The sequence below is a fragment of the Bradyrhizobium sp. WSM2793 genome (genome assembly GCF_000379585.1).
Lineage (GTDB): Bacteria > Pseudomonadota > Alphaproteobacteria > Rhizobiales > Xanthobacteraceae > Bradyrhizobium.
The window spans coordinates 162,729-182,547 of record NZ_KB902813.1 but is presented as its reverse complement, the minus strand read 5'-3'; the positions used below and the strand labels follow the sequence as shown (position 1 = coordinate 182,547).

Here is a 19,819-nt window from a genome sequence, read left to right as displayed (position 1 = left end):
GGTGTCGCCAGGCTTGTGAATAGCCCGCCCGGCGCAACTTAAGAATTGTGGCACGGCCTGCGGCGCTATATAGGCTTCAACTGCCGCGTATCGCCTGGGGCGCCGATGTTCCCGTGTTTTCCCGCAAAGAGTTAAAGCCGTGACCGACCATTGCCGCCTTTGCCATTCGACCAACCTGCGTCCGGTCATCGACCTCGGACTGATGCCGATTGCGCATCGGCTTCGGCATAGCCGAAACGAGCAAGATGAACGATATCCGTTCGAGGTGCTGGCTTGCGGCGATTGCGGCCTGCCCCAGATCGTCAAGCCGATCGATCCCGACATTCTGTACCGCCAGTTCAACTACAATTTCAGCAGCTGGAAGCCGGAGCCGCATCAGGCGGACGAGCTCGACACCATCGCGAAATTCTCCAAGCACCAGTCCGTGTTCGAGATCGGATGCAACGACGGCCTGTTCATGGACAAGCTGCGCGAGCGCGGCACCAAGGTCATGGTCGGCGTCGAGCCCAATCCGGTGTCGGGCAAGATCGCCCGCGAGCGCGGCATCAAGGTCTATGCCGACATGCTCAGCCCGGAGATGGCCCACGATGCTGTCGCTCAGTCCGGCAAGTTCGACCTCGTCATATCGCGCCAGGTGCTGGAGCACATTGTCGATTTCGAGAACTTCTTCGACTGCGTCAAGATCGCGCTCAGCGACGACGGCCTGCTGTTCATCGACGTGCCGGATTTCGCACCCGGCTCGGCAGTGGGCGACCTCTCCGTTCTCTGGGAGGAGCATGTCAGCTATTTCACCGAACCGACCCTGCTCGCGCTGCTGGCGCGTCACGGCTTCGAGGCGGTGTCCGTCAAGAAATACAATTTCAGCGGCGGCAGCCTCGCGATCGCGGCCCGCCGTGCCAAGGGCACCGTGACGCCGCCGCCCGCGCCGTCCGGCGTCGGCGAGAAATTCGGTCAGCGCGCACGCGAGTATGGCGCGCGTCTCCGCCCGATTCTCGCGAAGGCCCGCGCCAACGGCGCCGAGATTGCCATCTACGGCGCTGGCTGCCGCGCCTGCACCTTCACCAACGCCCACGAGCTGGCGGATCTCGTCGATCTCTCGGTCGACGACCAGAAGGAGCGTCAGGGGCTGTTCCTGCCCGGCACCGGCATTCCGATCCGCTCGCCCGAGGATCTCGCCGGCAAGCCGGGTCCGCTCGTCTGTCTCCTGGCTGTGAACGAGGAGAACGAGGCCAAGGTCAGCAGCCGGCTGCGCGAGAGCGTGAAGCGTCCGCTGCAGATCGTTTCGATCTTCGCGCCGAACGACATCTGGAGCGAGCTCGACCGTCTCGAGGCGGCCGCAGGGTCGCGGCATGACTGAGGACAAGCTCTTCAACTATTACGAACGTCAGGATGTTCTGCCGACGTTCGGGAATTTCAAGTCGTCCACCGAGCTCGAGGCCTACGCCAGCCAGCGGCGCGAGCTGTTTTCGGACAAGCTGGTGCTGCCGCCGCGGCTGTTCCGCGATGCCGATGTGCTCGAATTTGGTCCCGATTCCGGCGAGAACGCGCTGGTGTTTGCCGGTTGGGGCGCGAACATGACGCTCGCCGAGCCGAACCGGCATGCACACCCGAAAATCCACGCCTACTTCGCACATTTCGGCCTGACCCAGCGTCTCCGCGAGCTCGCACTGGCCGACGTCGAGGGCTTCAGCAGCGATCGCCGCTTCGACATGATCGATGCCGAGGGCTTCATCTACACGGTGCAGCCGAGCGAAAAATGGCTCGGCATCTTCCATCGGCTGCTCAATCCGGACGGTTATGCCGTCGTATCCTATTACGAGCGCTATGGCGGCTTCTTCGAGCTCGCGCTCAAGGCGATCCATGCGGCCGGCAAGGCATTGACCGGTCGCGCCCCGCTCGAAACCGCGAAGCTGCTGTTCGAGGCGAAGTGGGACAGCATTCCGCACACCCGCAGCTTCGAATCCTGGCTGATGGACGTGCTGGAAAATCCGTTCGTCCGGCATCGCTACTTTCTCGACGCGGCCACCTTGTGCGCGGCGGCGCATCAACAGGGGTTCGACGTCCATTCGGCATGGCCGGCCTACCGCGACAGCCTCGACATCTACTGGCACAAGAAAGTCCTGTCCGGCGATGAGAAGCTGCACCGCGCGACGCGCCATCTCGACCGCAGCCGCCTGAGCTTCCTCGGCGGACGAAAGCTCTATCTGGTCGGCAAGGCCGATGCCGTGCAGGCGATCTCGGCATCGATCGAGACGCTGGTTCTCGACGTCGATGGCATGATCGACGATCCCTTCGGCGCGAGCCTGCCGCGCGTGATCGCGGGCCTTGCGTCGCTGCGCGAGACAATCCGGACCACAGACGTTCTCGCCGACGATGCCGCCGACATCGAAGCCATCATCGCGACGCTCGACAGCTTCCATCGCATCTTTGGCGCGATCGGGCGACGGGACGTGTCCGCAGTCACCGCCCTCACCCAGGCGGATCCGGCCTTCATCAACACGTGGGGACAGCCGGCGCATTTCCTCGTGATCCGGAAGCGCTAAAGGATCTTAGCCAGTGAAGCCAGGCATTGGCATCATCGGAACGGGCATGGTTGGCCAGATGTGCCACCTCGCCAATTTCGCTGCCAATCCCGCCTGCCGCGTCGTCGCGATCGCCGATCTCCGGCCGGACCTTGCTGCCGCCGCGGCGCAGAAGTTCGGCATTCCCAAGGTTTACGGCACGCACCGCGAGCTACTCGCGGACAGCGCGGTGTCCGCCGTCGTCGTCGTGACGAAGCGTCGTGCCACCGGCCCGATCGTCCTGGACGCGTTGAACAGCGGGCGGCACGTGCTGTCGGAAAAGCCGATGGCCTACACGACGGCCCAGGCCATTTCGCTGGTCGAAGCCGCGCGGCAGCAAAACCTCGTCTACAGCGTCGGCTACATGAAACGTCACGATGCCGGTGTGGCACGGGCGCTGCGGGTGCTGACGCGCTTGCGCGAAGACCGCTCGCTCGGACGCATCGTCCGGGCAAAAGGCTGGTGCTTCGGCGGCGACACGGGCCGGTCGCACGACAATTTCGTGATGACCGGCGAAGCGCGACCGGACGGGATCGAACTCTGGCAGGATGGTCCCGACTGGATGCCGCGCGCGATGCGTCCCGGCTACGATAATTTTCTGAACGTCTTCAGCCATATCATCAATCTTGCGCGCTACCTGCTCGGATCGTCGCCGACGGTCGCCGAAAGCGCGATCGAGATTTCGGGAGCCGCGCGCATCACGCTCGACTTCGACGGCATCGCCTGCACGCTGGATCTCGTGAACGGCTCCGAGGGCAGCTGGCGCGAGGGGCTGACGATCGATTTCGAGCGCGGCGCAGTGACCCTGGAATTGCCGCCACCTTTCGCCGAGCAAGAGGCGGAGGTCATCGTCGATCACGATGGTCAGAGCACGCGGCTGACGGGCGACAAGAGCTGGGCATTTCGGCGCCAGGCGGACGCCTTCGTTTCCGACGTCGCCGCGCGAGGCGTCCCCTTGGCCTCCGGCGCGGACTCAGTGACCGACATCGCGCTTGCGGAGACGGTTTGGAAACAGCGGGCTAGCGGTTAGGCGCGGCATCCTTGCTTGCGCCCTCGAGCGGCAGGACGCCCGCGATGGGCCCGAGCTTGATCGTGACCTGCGCAAGTTGAGCCAGGAACTCTTCAACATCGCAGCGCGCCAGGAACCGGCACGCATAGTACTTCCGCACCAAGGTCTGGTTCGGTGCGGCCCCCGGGCCCGGCTGGAACGAGATCGTCGCCTGCGGCCCCGTCGGATCGAAATGATGGAATGCGCTTCCCGGAGCCGTCCGCGCCTCGTCCATTCCCCGCAGGATGTCGGGCCGTTCGGCCCGCAGTGCAAATCCGAAGAACGGCTGATTGCCCCAGGCAAGGCGCAGCATGCCGGTGACCTCGGCGAGGCCGAACGGCACATGCCGTGAGGGGTAGTCGAAAAAGCCGTCATCGAGCGCATAGACCGTCGCCGCGGGCTGGGCGCGGCCGGCAAGGTTGCGCGTCAGGGCCTCCTGCTTCAGCGTTCTCGCCTGCATGAAGACGTAGTCGCTCCACAGCATGCCGATCGACATGATCAGGCCCGATCCAAATATGGCTGCAAAGGCGGTGCTGGGACTGGTCCAACGTTCGGCCAGCCGCTTGAATGCGAGAAACCCCAGCGCCGCAGGCACACCGAACATCAGCAGATGTCGGCTCTCGTAGAAATGCGTGGACGACGGCCGCAGGCCGGCGATCAGATAGGGCGACGACAATGCGAGGAACAAGACCACGGCGAGCACGAGCGGCAAGGCGATCGCGAGTCTGGACGTAGTCGGCTTCGTGTCGGCGCGCAGCAGCAGCAAGACGATGCCGACGAGCACCGCCGCCAAAATGAACAGCCCCGGGACGGCGATCGCCGCGCGCAATGCGTGGGCCAGGACGTCCCTGTAGCCGGTGATGAAGAATGCCAACCATCCCTTCACCAACTCGCCGAGCGTCGGGAAATGGGCATCATAGTGCTGCGCGTACACGCCGATCCGCTTGAACCAGATATTGAGCGTGCCCCAGTAGATCAAAGGAAGCAGGATCAATTCCGGATAACCCAGGGCGCAGCGCCAGGATGCGAGCCATGTGCGGCGAACCAAGCCGTCCGTCGGCTTCCCGCCCCGCCATATCGCAACGAACAGACCAAGCAGCACGAAGGCATAGAGCACGATCGTCGAGTTGAGCGCGAAGCCCAGCAGGAACACGAGCGCACAGGCCACGCGAAGCAGCACGCGCCGCAGGCCGCGGGCGCTGAAAGCCAGCGTCAACAGCCATGCGCCGATGAACAGCAATCCGAAGCTGAAGACGTAGACCGCGTTCGCCTTGCCCGCCCACAGCTGATAGCCGGGATATGTCCAGACGATCAGCGCGAAACCGACTGCCTCGGCGCGGTCGAGCAGATCGAGACGCGTTGCGGTCAGGGCGAGCGATATTGCGCCGAAGACAATTCCAGCAATCGCCAGCGAGACCATCACGACAACGGGGGCGCCCGTCCCGTTCGCGAACGAGTCGTAGCTGTAAAAGATCGGATGACCGGCGCCGTTCAGCAGGAAATCGATGTTTATGAAATAGTCGGGACGCGGCTTGAGCACCAGCCAGTCGTCCATGAAGAGACCGTCGTTGAGGAGCATCGGCGCATGCGCAGCCAATAGCACGACGAGGAGGACGACTATCGCACGCAGCAATGGGGACATCTCGGACGGAGGAACGGCATCGCCGGCAGGATTCGCACGCCCACGTGACGTCCGCAAGGCGGGATGATGGGCTCCCTTGACCGGCAAAATGCGACCTTTTATAGACTTTCGCTCTGGCTGGGCCTGAGAGGCGTCCGGGACGATTTTCCGCAATGAACATGCTCCCGGGCCCGGCGCAAGCCGCTGCGATTGGTCTCAGTGTCGCGCTGCCGCTGCTGTTGCTGTGCTACGCGCGCATCGCCGCCACCGGCGGATCCGGCCGCCGCTTCCGGCTAGGCTGCATCACCGTCTTGGCCCTTTACGCGATCGCCTGTCTCGCGCTTCCCGGTCAGCGCCGTTATGACGACGTGCTTGGCGGCCTGTTCCTGCTCGCGACCGCGATGATGTTTTTCTACATCCTGTTCAGCCTGTTGGCCTGGGGCTTTACGCTGACGCTGCTCACGGCACTCGTTAAAGCCGGGCGTCCCCTCACCCTGCAGCAATGGGCCGTAGCCTACATGCAGGGCGGAGATCTCGGCACCTTCACGCACAACCGCCTGAAGCTCCTGGTCGGCGCGGGGATGGTGATCACGGCCGACGGAAGGCTGGCTCCGACGGCCAAGGGGGTGGCGGTCGCGCGTCTCGTCAAACTCGTTCGTCTGTCGACGGGCCTTGGGTGAGCGGCCACGATGTCCTTCGTTGTCGGATTTCTCGCCGCAGTGACCTTCGCCTTGTTGGCGCCTGCCTTGCAGCTCATGGCCCGCGCTCGCGGATGGTCGCTTGGCGCCGTGACCCTGCTTGCGATCGCCGCGATCCTCACCCATGGTCTCGGCGTAATGCTTGGAATCCTCGTCGTCCCGCAATTTCAGTATTGGGACGCCGCGTCGATTTTCGGTTTTTGCGTGATGGGTTACGTCTTCGCGTTTGGCGCAGTGTACAAATCGGTTTCCCTGGACATTCTGCGCAGCCTCCTCGACCGGCCCGGGCGGAGGGCTCCACTTTCGGAGATCATCGAACGGCAGGTTCCAGATTTGTTCCAGGGACGAATTGGGAACTTGGTCGACGGCGGCCTGGTCGAACCGGTGGATTCACATTTTGCAGCGACGGCGGCGGGCCGGACTATGGCAGGCCGCGTCGGACAGCTGCGCCGCGCCTTCGGTATCGGCGATACCAGCCTCTATGATTTTTCCGAATAGTTGCCGAGATCACACACATCGCCGGTTTCGTGCCGATTGTGCAGGGCATATCTGCGGGCCCCTTATTGTTCGCCTAGTTCAGATGACCTAGAGTTGCGCCAGGGTTCCACCAGTAATGAGTGGCCGGCAACGGGCGGCATGAGATGACACCTTCCAGGGCGGCAAAACGGCTTACGATCGTCATCCCTGCACTGAACGAGCAGGACAAGATCGCCGACACCATTGACGGCGTGCTGCCGCTCGCCCGCGAACTGCTCGACGATTTCGAGATCTTCCTGATCGACGACGGCAGCACCGACGCCACCGGCGCGATCATGGACGAGTTCGCAGCCGGCGAGCCGCGCATCATCGTGCAACATAACGCCCAGCCGCGAGGCGTCGGTGCCGGCTTCGAATACGCCCTGTCGCGCGCGAAATTCGATGCCATCACCCTCATTCCCGGCGATCACGCCTTTCAGAACGAGGGTGTTGCCCGGATGTTCAAGGCGGCGGGCGCCGCCGACCTCGTCATCACCTATCGCGACAACCAGTCGGACCGCTCCGTCAACCGCTCGCTGCAGTCGCATTCGCTTCGGTTCATCCTGAACTGCCTGTTCGGCTTCTGGCTGTCCGACTATCACAGCATGATCGTCTACCCCGTGAAATGGCTGCGCCAGATCGCGGTCAAGGCCGACGGCTACGGCTATCAGATCTGCGCGTTGATCTCGCTGCTCCAGCTCGGCCTCACCTACGTCCAGGTGCCCGTGAGCCTGAACGCAGAGCTGAAGGGCTCGTCCCGTGCGCTGCGCCCGCGTACCTATTTCGAGCTCGGCGGCACCATCGTCTCGCTGCTGCGCCGCGTTCCCATCCGGGACGTCGATCTCAGCCAGATTCCTGACGACGCGGAGCGGGCCCCGGCGCGCTAGGCGCCGCCTGGCCTGCCAACCCCGGACATCAAGCGGATGGGCTCAGGCCTGGTGAGATGGGCTCGCGCGTGGCGATTCGCCCGCGGGACGCCTTGTCCCTATCCTGCCAGCACCTGACTTAAGTGATTGATTTGACTGGCAGGAGTGGCAGGGCTCGAACCTGCGACCCCCGGTTTTGGAGACCGGTGCTCTACCAATTGAGCTACACTCCTACAGACCTCGGGTCGCCCCAGGATCAGGGCCGCTTTCAAGCACAGGCGACGGCCGGTTTGCAAGGGTGAACCGCGCCCGCTTCGCTTGTTTGTACCGGGGTTTCTGGGCCACAGTCCGTTGCCGATAATCAAAAACAAACTGGGAGTGCCCATGACCGCCACAGCGACCGCTCCAGCCGCCTCACAGGCCACGATCGCAGCCTCCACCCCGCCTTTGCCTGAGGCAAGGCCGGAGACGCTCGGGCTGTCGCGGCTGCGCCTGCAGGCCATGTCGGACGCCTTCAAGCGCGAGATCGACAAGGGAACGGTTCCCGGGGTCACCGTGCTGGTGGCGAGGGGCGGCCAGGTTGGCTGGTTCGAGGGGCTCGGCCGGCAGAGCCCGGCGGCCGCGGCGCCGATGACGCGGGATTCGATCTTCCGGATCTTCTCGATGACCAAGCCGATCGTCTCGGTCGCCATCATGGCGCTGGTCGAGGACGGCTATCTCCTGCTCAGCGACGCCGTCGCAAAGTTCATCCCGGAATTTGCCAGCCAGCAGGTCGGCATCGTCAAGGACGGCAAGCTGGAGCTGGTGCCGCCGGCGCGGCCGATGACCGTGCAGGACCTGCTTCGCCACACCTCGGGCCTGACCTACGAGCACCAGGGCGACGGCCCCGTGCACAAGCTCTACCAGGAGTCCCGCGTCCGCAGCCGCAAGATCACCAACGCCGAGCACGCCGCCCTGGTGGCGAGCTTCCCGCTGGTCTGCCAGCCAGGCGCGGAATTCAACTACAGCCGCTCCACCGACATCCTCGGCCGCATCATCGAGGTCGTCAGCGGCAAGTCGCTCGGCACGTTCCTCACCGAACGCGTGCTCGCCCCGCTGCAGATGGCCGAGACCGGCTTCTCGACCTCGGAGGCCAATGCGGGCAGGCTCGCCGAGCCATTCGCGGCCGATCCGTGGACCGGCGACAAGGTCGCGCTGTTCAACATGCACGAAGCACCGGTGATGGAGTCCGGCGGCGGCGGCCTGGTCTCGACCACGATGGACTATGCTCGCTTCTGCCTGATGCTGCGCAACGGCGGCACGCTCGACGGCGCCAGGATCATCGGCCGCAAGACGCTGGAGCTGATGGCGTCCGATCATCTCGGGCCGCAGGTTCAGACCAACGGAACCCTGCTCTCGCCCGGCCACGGTTTCGGCCTCGGCTTCGCCGTGCGCCGCGAGGCCGGCATCGCGCCGTTCCCCGGCAGCGTCGGCCAATATTTCTGGAGCGGCATCGCAGGGACGTTCTTCTGGATCGATCCGAAGGAGGATCTGTTCGCGGTGTTCATGAGCCAGGGGCCGGGTCAGCGCGACTACACGCGAACGCTGGTGCGGGATCTGGTTTACGCGGCGGTGGAGTGAGGTGGCGTCGCTTGAGTTGAATGATCAAGCACCAAGCTCGGTGCAACCTCTCCCGCTTGCGGGGGAGGTCGGCACCAAGTGCCGGGTGGGGGCTCTCTCCTCTTGGGGGTCCTCGATTGTGGAGACACCCCCTCCCCAACCCTCCCCCGCAAGCGGGAGCGCACCGTCACTCGCGGCCACACCGTGGCCTACAACGCTTCTCAGCTAATCGTCGCGCCGCCGTCGATCACCATGGTCTGGCCGGTCATGAAGTCGCCGGCCTTGGACCCCAGGAACACCGCGGCACCGGCGATCTCGTCGGGGATGCCGATGCGCAGGAGCGGCGAGCGCGCGGTCGAGGCCTTCAGGTTCTCCGGATTGTCCCACAGCGCCTTGGCAAAATCGGTCTTGATCAGGCCGGGCGCGATGCAGTTCACGCGGATGTTGTCCTTGCCGTATTCGCAGGCGAGGTTGCGCGCGAGCTGCATGTCGGCGGCCTTGGAGATGGCGTAGGCGCCGAGGATGGTCGAGCCTTTCAACCCGCCGATCGAGGAGACGATGATGATGGAGCCGTCCTTGCGCTCGATCATCTGCGGCACCACCATCGAGATCAGCCAGTTGTTGGCGACGATGTTGTTGTCCAGGATCTTCCGGAACTGGTCGTCGGAGATGCCGGCGAGCGGACCGTAGTATGGGTTCGAGGCGGCGTTGCAGACCAGCACGTCGATCTTGCCGAAGGCGTGGTTGCTCTCATCGACGAGGTTTTGCAGGTTCTCCTTCGAGGAGATGTTCGCAGCGATCGCGACCGCAGTGCCCTTGCCGAACTTGTCGTTGATGCCCTTGGCCACCTGCTCGCAGACATCGGCTTTGCGCGATGAGATCACGACCTTGGCGCCGTGCTCGGCCATGCGCTCGGCGATCGCAAGCCCAATGCCGCGCGTCGATCCGGTGATGACGGCGACTTTCCCCTTCATGTCGAACAAGGTCATGTTTCTCTCCCAGATTGATCTTTGTCTTCATCTCCAGATTCCGGGCCCGATGCTGCGCATCGCCCCGGAATGACAGCTCACTCAGGCCAGCTTCTTGACCTCCGGTCCCGCCGGCTGATGCATCGCCGCGTGCGCAGCATCCGCGATCCACGGCTGCTGGTTCACCATCGGCAGCCGCCAGACCTTGCGCTCGGGAGTTGCGAAATAATCCAGCCGCGTCACCGAGCAATTGTCGATGTCGAACGACAATCCCCGCTCCGGCTGGCCGTCGAGCGCGAGCCCCAGCGCCGCCTTGATGGTGCCGCCATGCGCGACCGCGATGATGTCCTGGCCCCCCGCCTCAGCGTTGATCCGCTCGATGGTGCGGCGCGTGCGGTTGTAGAGATCCATGAAGCTCTCGCCGCCGGGCGCGGGCTCGTTGATGTCGGCAAACCAGCTCGTGCCGACGGGTCGGCTGGCGACGAACTGGGCGCGGTTCATGCCCTGCCAGCGGCCGAGATTTTGCTCGGCGAGGTCCGCTTCCCATTTCATCGACGCGGGCCTTGGGAAACCGGCCGCCCAGATCGCTTCCGCGGTCTGGTGCGTACGCATCAGATTGCTCGAATACCAGACCGCCGTGCGTGGCAGCACCTTGGCAACAGCATTGAACACATAGGTATCGCTGGTGTCGCAGGCGATGTCGCTTTGTCCGTAGATGTTGCCGCCGTCATTGCGCACCGGCGCGTGACGGACCCACCACCACCGTGTCATGACCACATTGGGCTTGTCTGCGCCTGCCATCGAAACCCTTCCATCCCGTTTGATGTCGCTGTACGTCAGGTGTGAACGTGTCTCAAGACACTTTTACCGTTTGAAATCTTGTTTGAAATTCCGTCGCGCGGCAAGCGTCGCGTGAGGCACCACAGGAGAGAACGCATGGGCCGCCTGCAAGGCAAATCCGTCATCATCACCGGCGCCGGCAGCGGCATCGGTCGCGCCGCCGCGCTGCTGTTCACCCGGGAAGGCGCCAAGCTGATCGCGGTCGATCGCACCGAGGCGGTGAAGGAGACCGTCGACGAGGTGAAGAAGGCCGGCGGCGTTGCGGAAGCCATGATCGCCGACGCGGGCTCCGAGACGGACGTCATCGCCGTGATCGACAAGGCGGTGAAGACCCACGGCCGACTCGACGTGATCTGGGCCAATGCCGGCGTCAGCGGCGGGCTCGTCCCGCTCGGCGAGCAAACCGTAGAGCATTGGCAGGAGGTGTTGCGCGTCAATCTGATCGGCCCGTTCCTCGCCGTGAAGCACGCGATGCCGCACATGGTGAAGCAGCAGTCCGGCGCGATCGTGCTGACCGCGTCCGTTGCAGGCCTCAAGGCCGGGGCCAGCGGGCATCCCTATGCCGCAAGCAAGGCCGGCGTGATCAGCCTGGTGCAGACCACGGCGTATTCGCTCACCGGCACCGGCGTGCGCATCAACGCGGTGTGCCCGGGCCTGATCGAAACAGGCATGACAAAACCGATCTTCGACCGCGCCAAGGAGCGCGGCACCCAGGACAAGATCGGCCAGCTCAATCCGCTCAAGCGCCCCGGCCAACCGCACGAGCTCGCAGCGATGGGGTTGTTTTTGGCCAGCGACGAAGCCTCCTATGTGAACGGCCAGGCGTTCCCGGTCGACGGTGGCCTCACCGCGTCGATGCCGTATACGGGCAAGCCGGTTTAACTCTCGCGTGTCCCGGACGCGCTGCAGCGTTCTTACGCTGCTGCGCAGCGTCCAGGGCACGAGAGGCGAGTTTGGCAGCTCTCTCCACATCGTCATTGCGATGCTCCAGTGCAGATCCAGCCGTCGTGCCGTAGGGTGGGCAAAGGCGCATAGCGCCGTGCCACGATCTCCTCTCCCTGAGCCACAGGGCGTGGGCCCACCCTACGAGATCGAGATCGTGGCACGTAGCTCAAACCGCAGACACACCCTCGCATCCTCGCGGCTCATCTCGCCCGAGCTTTGCTTCATCTCTTCACCCTCATAATTGAAAGAGGGCGCAGGGAAGACCGGGAGCCCGCTGGCACCCGAGGTCCACTGTGCGAAACCTGCGTAACAAGAAGCTGCACAGCGGCATACAGGTGTAGCCAGGACATCCGGCCTTCCCTGCGCAGTGGGCTTACGGCTTATGTCGTGCTCTCCCCGGGGAGCGATGCACTATTGCCCCCGTCGCCTTGCGGATGGCTGATGCGCGTGCCCGGTTGGGCCGCCACATCACCGCAACACTTGACGCACAGACCCCGGGCGTCAGGACCACACGATTTTGCCGTACGCTAGAATCACACCGGTCGTGTGCGCGAGGTCTTCGCTCACGGTTACCCGCCCTGCGAAGCTGTTCGCGCCGATGTCACCTGCGTCCACCGCCGCCCGGCCCGCGTTCGTGACGATCGCGATACGCCCCTCTTCCTTGGGCCGAGTTGCCGCGACACATACGACATTTCCGAATTTCGGTAAAGTGGAATATTTTTGCCGCCGCGCGTTGACCCAGCGCTGGCGTGTTTTGCCCGACGGGCAACCCAAGGGATTGTGGCCCTTGTAGCCCGGATGAAGCGCAGCGTAATCCGGGAGTCCTGTCACGAAGCACGCAGGCCCCGGATTACGCTTCGCTCCATCCGGCTACGGGTTTGTGTTGATTTGCGCAATCAGCCACCGCGTTGGTATGGTTCCTGCAAGCACTGCAGCCTCCATACTCCCTGACAGAACGAGACAATGCCCAGCTCAAGACCCGACCGTATCCGCAAACTCCTCGCCGACCTCGTCGGCTTCGACACCGTCAGCGACCGCACCAACCTGCCCCTGATTGCCCATATCGAGAGCTACCTCGCCGCGTTCGGCGTCAAGGGCGAGCGCATCACCGACGTAACAGGCCAGAAGGCCTCGCTGTGGGTCACGATCGGCCCCGAGGACCGCCCGGGCCTGGTGCTGTCGGGCCATACCGACGTCGTGCCGGTGGTGGGACAGGACTGGAGCCACGATCCCTTCAGGCTGATCGAGCGCGACGGCAAGCTCTACGGCCGCGGCACCACCGACATGAAGGGTTTTGTCGCGGTGTGCCTCGCCATGGTTCCGGAGATGCTGGAGGCCAAGCTCGTAACGCCGATTCATCTGGCGATCTCCTATGACGAGGAGATCGGCTGCGTCGGCGTGCGGCCGATGCTCGGCGAGGTCGCGAAGAAACGGATCATACCGCTCGGCGCCTTCATCGGCGAGCCGACCCAGATGAAGGTCATCATCGGCCACAAGGGCAAGCACGGCGTGCGCGCAACCTTCCGCGGCCTCGCCCGCCACTCCTCGATCGCGCCCGACGGCGTCAACGCGATCGAATATGCCGCCGAGCTGATCGTCGAGATCCGCCGCCGCGCCGTGGCGCTCGCAGCCGTGCGAGCGACCGACAGCCTCTACGACGTTCCGCATTCGACGCTGCTCACCAGCATCGTGCACGGCGGCGCCGCGCTGAACATCGTGCCCGACACCTGCACGGTGGATTTCGAATGCCGCGGCATCGGCATCACCGAGTCCAGGGAGGTGACGGATGCGATCGTCGCCTGGGCCAGGGCCGAGCTCGAGCCAGCGATGAAGGCGCGGCATCCGGAGTGCGGCATCGATTTCGAGGAGATCCTCGACTACCCCGCCCTCGACACCGCCGCCGACGCCGCCATCGTCACGCTCGCCAAGAGCCTTGCAGGGCGCAACGACCACGCCAAGGTCGCCTTCGGCACCGAGGCCAGCCTGTTCGCCAGCATGGCCGATATCCCCTCGGTGGTGATCGGCCCCGGCTCGATCGCGCAGGCGCATACGCCGGACGAGTTCGTGGAGATGGCGGAGCTGGAGAAGTGTGCGGGATTCGTGGAGAGACTGATCGCGCATTGTGCGAAAGCGGCGTCGTAGGTGCCGTAGGGTAGGCAAAGCGAAGCGTGCCCACCATCAGGCTGCGATCACGGGGAGATCGTGGGCACAGCGCTGCGCGCTTTTGCCCACCCTACGAGAGCTGTCAATCAGGGGTCTCGTATCCCGCCTCCTCATTGCGAGGAGCCCTTGCGACGAAGCAATCCAGGCTGCCCCCGCAGAAATGGTCTGGATTGCTTCGCTACGCTCGCAATGACGGAGTGTGTGGCGAGAGTGGCGCAAGAAAAAAGCGCGGCCACCGGCCGCGCCTTCGTCGTTCCTACACCGCGCCGGCCTTCTGCGCGTATTCCCATGAGGCCTGCGACAGCGGCACGGTGCGCTTGGCTGACTCCAGCGCCTTGGCGTTGGCGGCGGTGCCGTCGCGGACGCGGCCGGCGATGCCTTGGGTGATGCCGGCGAGACGGAACAGATTGTAGGCGAAGTACCAGTTGAGATCAGGCACCGTCATCTTGGTGACGTTGCAATAGATCTGCGCAGCTTCTTCCACGCTCGGGATGTTGAGCGCCTTGAGGTCCGCGCCCTGCAGGCCCGGCATGATCCACTGCATCAACAGGTAGGTGAAGTCGGCCATGGGATCGCCGAGCGTCGACAGCTCCCAGTCCAGCACCGCCTGCACGCGCGGTTCCGTCGCGTGGAAAATCATGTTGTCGAGGCGATAGTCGCCATGGACGATCGAGACGCGGGCCTGCTCCGGCACCGTCTTCGGCAGCCATTCGGCGACCTTCTCGAACTCGGGAATGTGCTGCGTTTCGGACGCGCGATATTGCTTGGTCCAGCGGTCGATCTGCCGCGCGAAATAATTGCCAGGCTTGCCGAACTCGCCGAGCCCGATCGCGGTGGGGTCGTACATGTGGAGCTTCGCCAGCGTCTCGATCTTGCTGGTGAAGATCTTGCGCCGCGCATCGCCATCCTGGCTCGGCAGCGTCGGATCCCAGAACACCCGGCCCTCCTCCATCGACATGATGTAGAAGGCCGCGCCGATGACGCTGTCGTCCTGGCACAGCGCATAGGCGTGCGCGACGGGAAAGCCCTGCTTGCCGAGCGCCGCGATCACGCGATATTCGCGATCGACCGCATGCGCCGACGGCAGCAATTTGCCGAACGGCTTGCGGCGCATCACGTAGGAACGGTTCGGCGTGTTCAGCCGGTAGGTCGGATTGGACTGGCCGCCCTTGAACTGGAGCACGACCAGCGGCCCCTGATAGCCTTCGACGTTGTCGCGCATCCAGGCTTCGAGCCGCATCTCGTCGAAGCGATGACGCTCCTCGACCGGCTTGGTGCCCGAGAACTCTTCGTCTTTCCTGACGCCGTCAGCCACGATGACGCTCCCTCTTCAGTCCTGACCATTTCAGGTCGAGCATGATCCTAATCGGTAACCGCTGACGCACTTGCGTCAAGCGGTCACCGCATCGTGCCCTGCCGTTTCTTCAGATCGGGAGCGCCTCCCGGCTCTCCCTCTTAGTGACCGGGAGAGTTTGCATACTTCCGAACCTCAAGTCTGGCAATGGCGCGATTGTGCACCTCGTCCGGACCGTCGGCGAGACGGAGCGTGCGGATGTGGGCGTAGTCCTTGGCAAGGCCCGCCTCGTCCGAGACACCGGCGCCGCCGAAAGCCTGGATCGCCTCGTCGATGATCTTCAGCGCCATGTTGGGCGCCGCGACCTTGATCATGGCGATCTCGGCCTGCGCGGTCTTGTTGCCGACCTTGTCCATCATGTCGGCAGCCTTGAGGCAGAGCAGGCGCGTCATCTCGATGTTGGTGCGGGCATCGCCGATGCGCTGCTCCCACACAGAGTGCTCGACGATCTTCTTGCCGAAGGCGCTGCGCGAGGACAGGCGCTTCACCATCTTCTCCAGCGCCTCCTCGGCCTTGCCGATGGTGCGCATGCAGTGATGGATGCGGCCGGGGCCGAGCCGGCCCTGCGCGATCTCGAAGCCACGGCCTTCGCCGAGCAGGATGTTCTCTTTCGGCACCCTGACGTTCTCCAGCAACACCTGGGCATGGCCGTGCGGCGCGTCGTCGAAGCCGAACACCGGCAGCATCTTCTCGACCTTGATGCCGGGCGTGTCGAGCGGAACCAGGATCTGCGACTGCTGCTGATGCTTGGCCGCCTTGAAATCGGTCTTGCCCATCAGGATCGCGATCTTGCAGCGGGGATCGCCGACACCGGACGACCACCATTTGCGGCCATTGATGACGTAATGATCGCCATCCTTCTCGATGCGGGTTTCGATGTTGGTCGCGTCCGAGGAGGCCACCGCCGGTTCCGTCATCAGGAAGGCGGAGCGGATCTCGCCGTCCATCAGCGGACGCAGCCATTTGCGCTTCTGCTCCTTGGAGCCGTAGCGGATGAACACTTCCATGTTGCCGGTGTCGGGCGCGGAACAGTTGAATACTTCCGAGGCCCAGGTGATGCGGCCCATCTCTTCCGACAGCAGCGCGTATTCCAGATTGGTCAGTCCCGCGCCGCGGAATTCGTCGTCCTCATGCTCGCTCGGCGGCATGAACATGTTCCAGAGGCCTTCGGCCTTCGCCTTCTTCTTGAGGTCCTCCAGGATCGGGATCACCTTCCAGCGCTCGCCGGCGTGATCCTGCTGATCATAGATCGGCACCGCCGGGCGCACGTGCTTGGCCATGAAGGACCGCACGCGGTCGAGCCATTCCTTCTGCTTGGGGGACAGATCGAAATCCATGGGACGCTCCTCGTCTCTCTTCTGCGAAGCTGTTTGCTTCGCGAGCCTGTTTTGCGCCGGACCGTCCGGCCCGCAAGCGCACAGCTTGCGGGCGCTTCGGAACCGGCTTCGCGAGTTGCGAACGAGTCCCGATTGCGATTGACATCTCCGGCCTTCAAACGATAGTTTCATACAACTGTTTGAATTGCAACTCCCTCGCTCACGACGTCATTCCGGGGCGGCCCGCAGGGCTGAACCCGGAATCTCGAAATGTGGGGCGAGATTTCGGGTTCTCGCTTCGCGAGCCCCGGAATGACGGGATAAAGGTCATGGCCAGCGATCATACGAGGTCTGCCATTCTCGCCGCCGCCGAACGGCTCTATGCCGATCGCGGCTTCGGCGACGTGACGCTGCGCGACATCGTCGCGGAGGCGGGTGTCAACCTCGCCGCGGTGAACTATCATTTCGGCTCGAAGGACGAGCTGATCGCGGAATTGTTCGTCACCCGCTCGATCGCCACCAACCGCGAGCGCCTGCGCGAATTGAAGGCGGCGGAAGAGAAAGGCGGCGGCCGTGCGCCGATCGAGGTGATCTTGCACGCGCTGGTCGGGCCGACGCTGCGCGGCTGCCTCGGGCCTGAGAACCAGCGCTCCACCGCAGCGCGCTTCATGATCCGCGCCTCGATTGAATCCGTGCCGCCGATCCGCCGCATCAAGAACCGAGAGATCGACCATTTGCGCAAATTCGCCGGCGCGATGCGCCGCGCCCTGCCCGACCGCAGCGACGTCGATATCTACTGGGGCCTCAACTTCGCGCTCGCGATGGCACACCACACCATCCGCGAGAGCGAGCGGCTGACAAAACTGTCGGAAGGCAAATGCGACCTCGACGACGTCGAGGACGTGGTCGCGCGCGTGGTCAGCGTGGCGACGATGGCGCTGACGGCGGGACGGGCGGAGACGAAGGCACCGGCGCGGGTCGCGGCGCGGTAGTCCCTCACATCATCGCGATGCAGTCGATCTCGACGTCGAAGGGGCCGAACCATTCCGGCGTGCAGACGAAGATCCGCGCCGGCGGATCTTCAGGGAAATAGCGTGCATAGATGGCGTTGAACGCGGCGAAATGTTTCGTCGAGGTACAGTAGACGTTGCACTTCATGACGTTGTCGAGCGAGGCACCGGCCGTCTGGAGGCACAGCTTCATCTGCTCCATGACGATCTCGCTCTGCCGCTCGATCGGCATTTGCGCGATCTCGCCCGTCGCCGGGTCGAACGGCGGCAGGCCGGCGACGAAGATCATGTTGCCGGCGCGCGTCACCGGCGAGACCGGTGCGTTGCGGCGGTCGAGAAAGGTCGAGATCGGTTCGACGCGGAGCGCTTCGCGTTTCATGCAGCCACCTTCGGTTCAAGCGAGACCGACGCCTGACTACATCATCCTGCAGCCGGCATGCTTCGCTTCTAATCGAAGTGTGGTTGTCGCCGCGGGTTCAGGCCCGCTGCGGCATCTCCTCGGCCTCTTCCTTGGCGAGCAGCAGCAGCATCTCGATGCCCATCTCGCCTTCCTGCGGCGAGCGGATGAACTTGATCTCCTCGGCACTCTGCCGCAGTGCGGCAACGATGGCGACGGCCTGATTGGCGGTGGCCGCCTCGGTTGCCAGAATTGCCTTCTGGTCCTTGGCCTGGAACCCGATCGTGTAGGACATCCATTTCCCTCCCGACGTTAGTGGAGAGATCGAAACAGAGTCTGGCGCGGAACGGAAGCCTGTGAGACTACGGACCGGAACTATCTGGGGATGGCGCGCAAGCCTCAGGCAAGCCCGAGCATCGCGCGCGCGTCCTCTGCGGCCGCCGCTTTGCTGCGAACCACCCTCTCTCACGAGGGAAGAGGGTAAGAGCGCACGCTGCTTCTGCTGAGTTAGATGATCCCCTGCTGCTTCAGCGTCTCGATTTTGCCCGCATCGTAGCCGAGCTTGCCGCCGAGGACCTCCTGCGTGTGCTCACCAAGCAGCGGCGGGGCGCGATATTCGGTGATGGGGGTGCCCGAAAGAGTCAGCGCGTTTCGGATCAGCGAGAGTTCCGGTTCGAACTTGTGCTCGGTCTTCACCCGCATGCCGCGCGACTGGACGTGCGGATCGGAAAACACCTGCTCGAAATTGTTGATCGGACCCGAGGGTACGCCGGCCTCCTCCAGCTTTTCCAGCCAGTAGGCCACCGGCTGCTTCAGGAACAGGCCGGCGAAGATCGCCATGATCTCCTTGCCGTGCGTGACGCGGTCGTTGTTCTTGACGAAGCGCGGATCGCTCGCAAGCTCGGGTTCGCCGAGCACGGCGCAGGTCTTCCGGAACTGGCCGTCATTGCCGACCACCAGCATCAGCTCGCCATCGGTGCAGCGGAACACACCGGCCGGCATGCCGCCATTGCCCCAGGTGCCGCGTCGCGGCGGCGTCTTGCCGTTGACGAGGTAGATCTGCAGCCAGTGCGACAACGACGCAATGACCGTGTCGAACAGGCAGACGTCGATATGCTGGCCCTGCCCGTTATTGGCGTCGCGATGGTAGAGAGCCGAGAGAATTCCGATCGAGGTGTTCATGCCGGTCATGTAGTCGACAATGGAGGGACCGACCTTCATCGGGCCCTCGCCGGGCTCGCCATCCATGTGGCCGGTGACGCTCATCAGGCCGCCCATCGCCTGCAGGATGGCGTCATAGCCGGCGCGCGGCGCGTACGGTCCGGTCTGGCCGAAGCCGGTCACCGAGCAATAGATGATGCCGGGGTTGATCGCCTTGATGGTCTCGTAGTCGAGGCCGTAGCGCTTGAGATCGCCGACCTTGTAGTTCTCCATGAAGACGTCGACGTCCTTGGCGAGCTCGCGGATGATCGCCTGGCCCTCGGGCTTGGCGATGTTGACGGTGACCGACTTCTTGTTGCGGTTGGCGCAGAGATAGAAGGAATTGTTGTTGTTGGCCTTGCCTTCGGGATCGCTGAGGTAAGGCGGGCCGAAGGCGCGCGCGTCGTCGCCGGTGCCCGGCCGCTCGATCTTGATCACCTCGGCGCCGAGATCGCCCAGCATCTGGGCCGACAAAGGCCCGGCAAGCACGCGCGTAAGGTCAAGGATCTTGATGCCTGAAAGCGGCAGGGCCGACATGTCGATTTCCTCCGGGGAACTGAATTTTGGCGCGGCGGCTCTGAGCGGCCGCGCTCCCCAGCGGATACACTATTTTGGCGCCTTGAGCCCTGCACTGGCGGCATACGGCTATCCGCAGCTTCGGCAGCAAGCTCACTTCCTGTCGGCAGCTTTCCGCGCCGCGAATATTGCCTGATCGGC

General features: G+C 64.0%; 20 protein-coding genes and 1 tRNA gene. 11 read left to right on the top strand and 10 right to left on the bottom strand.

The window, feature by feature from the left end; genetic code table 11:
• The first annotated feature begins 139 nt into the window (after positions 1-139).
• From A3AS_RS0135540 to A3AS_RS0135530, 3 genes are read left to right on the top strand one after another with little or no spacing between them, the layout of a single operon-like run.
• Positions 140-1,357 (top strand): class I SAM-dependent methyltransferase, encoded by a 1,218-nt coding sequence (locus A3AS_RS0135540; RefSeq protein ID WP_018322233.1) that lies wholly within the window; start codon positions 140-142, stop codon positions 1,355-1,357.
• A complete protein-coding gene (locus A3AS_RS0135535; protein WP_018322232.1) occupies positions 1,350-2,543 on the top strand; it encodes a class I SAM-dependent methyltransferase in 1,194 nt (397 codons plus the stop codon). The genes A3AS_RS0135540 and A3AS_RS0135535 overlap by 8 nt, the downstream gene beginning before the upstream one ends.
• Before the next feature lie 13 nt (positions 2,544-2,556).
• A complete protein-coding gene (locus tag A3AS_RS0135530) occupies positions 2,557-3,591 on the top strand; it encodes a Gfo/Idh/MocA family protein (protein WP_018322231.1) in 1,035 nt (344 codons plus the stop codon).
• Here A3AS_RS0135530 and A3AS_RS0135525 read toward each other — a convergent pair.
• The gene (locus A3AS_RS0135525; RefSeq protein WP_245283352.1) at positions 3,581-5,404 is read right to left on the bottom strand and encodes a hypothetical protein; all 1,824 of its coding nucleotides are present in this window, start codon (positions 5,402-5,404) and stop codon (positions 3,581-3,583) included. The two genes, A3AS_RS0135530 and A3AS_RS0135525, sit on opposite strands and share 11 nt — an antisense overlap.
• Between A3AS_RS0135525 and A3AS_RS0135520 the strand changes: the two genes are divergently transcribed.
• The 3 genes from A3AS_RS0135520 (at position 5,404) to A3AS_RS0135510 (ending at position 7,331) form a co-directional block, all read left to right on the top strand.
• Positions 5,404-5,910: a hypothetical protein gene (locus tag A3AS_RS0135520; RefSeq protein ID WP_018322229.1), complete on the top strand. Its 507-nt coding sequence runs from the start codon at positions 5,404-5,406 to the stop codon at positions 5,908-5,910. The genes A3AS_RS0135525 and A3AS_RS0135520 overlap by 1 nt on opposite strands.
• A 9-nt stretch (positions 5,911-5,919) precedes the next feature.
• Positions 5,920-6,426 carry a hypothetical protein gene (locus A3AS_RS0135515; protein WP_018322228.1) on the top strand — a complete coding sequence of 169 codons (507 nt, stop codon included), beginning with the start codon at positions 5,920-5,922 and terminating at the stop codon, positions 6,424-6,426.
• A 143-nt stretch (positions 6,427-6,569) separates the two neighbouring features.
• Positions 6,570-7,331 (top strand): glycosyltransferase family 2 protein, encoded by a 762-nt coding sequence (locus A3AS_RS0135510; protein WP_049815083.1) that lies wholly within the window; start codon positions 6,570-6,572, stop codon positions 7,329-7,331.
• Positions 7,332-7,467: 136 nt separating this feature from the next.
• On the opposite strand, the gene A3AS_RS0135505 is transcribed toward A3AS_RS0135510, so the two are convergent.
• A tRNA-Trp gene (locus A3AS_RS0135505) sits at positions 7,468-7,543 on the bottom strand.
• A gap of 151 nt (positions 7,544-7,694) precedes the next feature.
• On the opposite strand from A3AS_RS0135505, the gene A3AS_RS0135500 reads away from it, so the two are divergent.
• A complete protein-coding gene (locus A3AS_RS0135500; protein ID WP_018322226.1) occupies positions 7,695-8,930 on the top strand; it encodes a serine hydrolase in 1,236 nt (411 codons plus the stop codon).
• Positions 8,931-9,130: 200 nt separating this feature from the next.
• Here A3AS_RS0135500 and A3AS_RS0135495 read toward each other — a convergent pair whose 3' ends face one another.
• A complete protein-coding gene (locus A3AS_RS0135495; RefSeq protein ID WP_018322225.1) occupies positions 9,131-9,898 on the bottom strand; it encodes an SDR family NAD(P)-dependent oxidoreductase in 768 nt (255 codons plus the stop codon).
• An 81-nt stretch (positions 9,899-9,979) separates the two neighbouring features.
• The gene (locus A3AS_RS0135490; RefSeq protein WP_018322224.1) at positions 9,980-10,678 is read right to left on the bottom strand and encodes a histidine phosphatase family protein; all 699 of its coding nucleotides are present in this window, start codon (positions 10,676-10,678) and stop codon (positions 9,980-9,982) included.
• Between the two features lie 135 nt (positions 10,679-10,813).
• Here A3AS_RS0135490 and A3AS_RS0135485 point away from each other — a divergent pair, with 135 nt between their 5' ends.
• Complete coding sequence (locus tag A3AS_RS0135485) at positions 10,814-11,599, top strand: SDR family NAD(P)-dependent oxidoreductase (protein WP_018322223.1); 786 nt, start codon at positions 10,814-10,816, stop codon at positions 11,597-11,599.
• 564 nt (positions 11,600-12,163) lie between these two features.
• Here A3AS_RS0135485 and A3AS_RS49530 read toward each other — a convergent pair.
• Positions 12,164-12,493 carry a hypothetical protein gene (locus A3AS_RS49530; RefSeq protein ID WP_245283351.1) on the bottom strand — a complete coding sequence of 110 codons (330 nt, stop codon included), beginning with the start codon at positions 12,491-12,493 and terminating at the stop codon, positions 12,164-12,166.
• A 132-nt stretch (positions 12,494-12,625) separates the two neighbouring features.
• Here A3AS_RS49530 and argE point away from each other — a divergent pair, with 132 nt between their 5' ends.
• Complete coding sequence (gene argE / locus A3AS_RS0135480) at positions 12,626-13,804, top strand: acetylornithine deacetylase (RefSeq protein WP_018322222.1); 1,179 nt, start codon at positions 12,626-12,628, stop codon at positions 13,802-13,804.
• Positions 13,805-14,081: 277 nt separating this feature from the next.
• Here argE and A3AS_RS0135475 read toward each other — a convergent pair whose 3' ends face one another.
• Positions 14,082-15,140 carry a phosphotransferase family protein gene (locus A3AS_RS0135475; protein ID WP_018322221.1) on the bottom strand — a complete coding sequence of 353 codons (1,059 nt, stop codon included), beginning with the start codon at positions 15,138-15,140 and terminating at the stop codon, positions 14,082-14,084.
• 140 nt (positions 15,141-15,280) lie between these two features.
• Positions 15,281-16,516, bottom strand: a complete 1,236-nt coding sequence (locus tag A3AS_RS0135470) for an acyl-CoA dehydrogenase family protein (protein ID WP_018322220.1) — start codon at positions 16,514-16,516, stop codon at positions 15,281-15,283.
• A 308-nt stretch (positions 16,517-16,824) separates the two neighbouring features.
• Here A3AS_RS0135470 and A3AS_RS0135465 point away from each other — a divergent pair, with 308 nt between their 5' ends.
• Complete coding sequence (locus tag A3AS_RS0135465) at positions 16,825-17,487, top strand: TetR/AcrR family transcriptional regulator (RefSeq protein ID WP_018322219.1); 663 nt, start codon at positions 16,825-16,827, stop codon at positions 17,485-17,487.
• Between the two features lie 4 nt (positions 17,488-17,491).
• Here the strand turns inward: A3AS_RS0135465 and A3AS_RS0135460 are convergent, their stop codons facing one another.
• The 3 genes from A3AS_RS0135460 to A3AS_RS0135450 form a co-directional block, all read right to left on the bottom strand.
• Complete coding sequence (locus A3AS_RS0135460) at positions 17,492-17,884, bottom strand: RidA family protein (protein WP_018322218.1); 393 nt, start codon at positions 17,882-17,884, stop codon at positions 17,492-17,494.
• 97 nt (positions 17,885-17,981) lie between these two features.
• The gene (locus A3AS_RS0135455) at positions 17,982-18,197 is read right to left on the bottom strand and encodes a hypothetical protein (protein WP_018322217.1); all 216 of its coding nucleotides are present in this window, start codon (positions 18,195-18,197) and stop codon (positions 17,982-17,984) included.
• A 212-nt stretch (positions 18,198-18,409) separates the two neighbouring features.
• Positions 18,410-19,639: a CaiB/BaiF CoA-transferase family protein gene (locus tag A3AS_RS0135450; protein WP_018322216.1), complete on the bottom strand. Its 1,230-nt coding sequence runs from the start codon at positions 19,637-19,639 to the stop codon at positions 18,410-18,412.
• Between A3AS_RS0135450 and A3AS_RS47890 the strand changes: the two genes are divergently transcribed.
• Entirely contained in the window at positions 19,638-19,814 is a 177-nt protein-coding gene (locus A3AS_RS47890; protein ID WP_018322215.1) for a hypothetical protein, read from the top strand. The genes A3AS_RS0135450 and A3AS_RS47890 overlap by 2 nt on opposite strands.
• Positions 19,815-19,819: the final 5 nt, after the last annotated feature.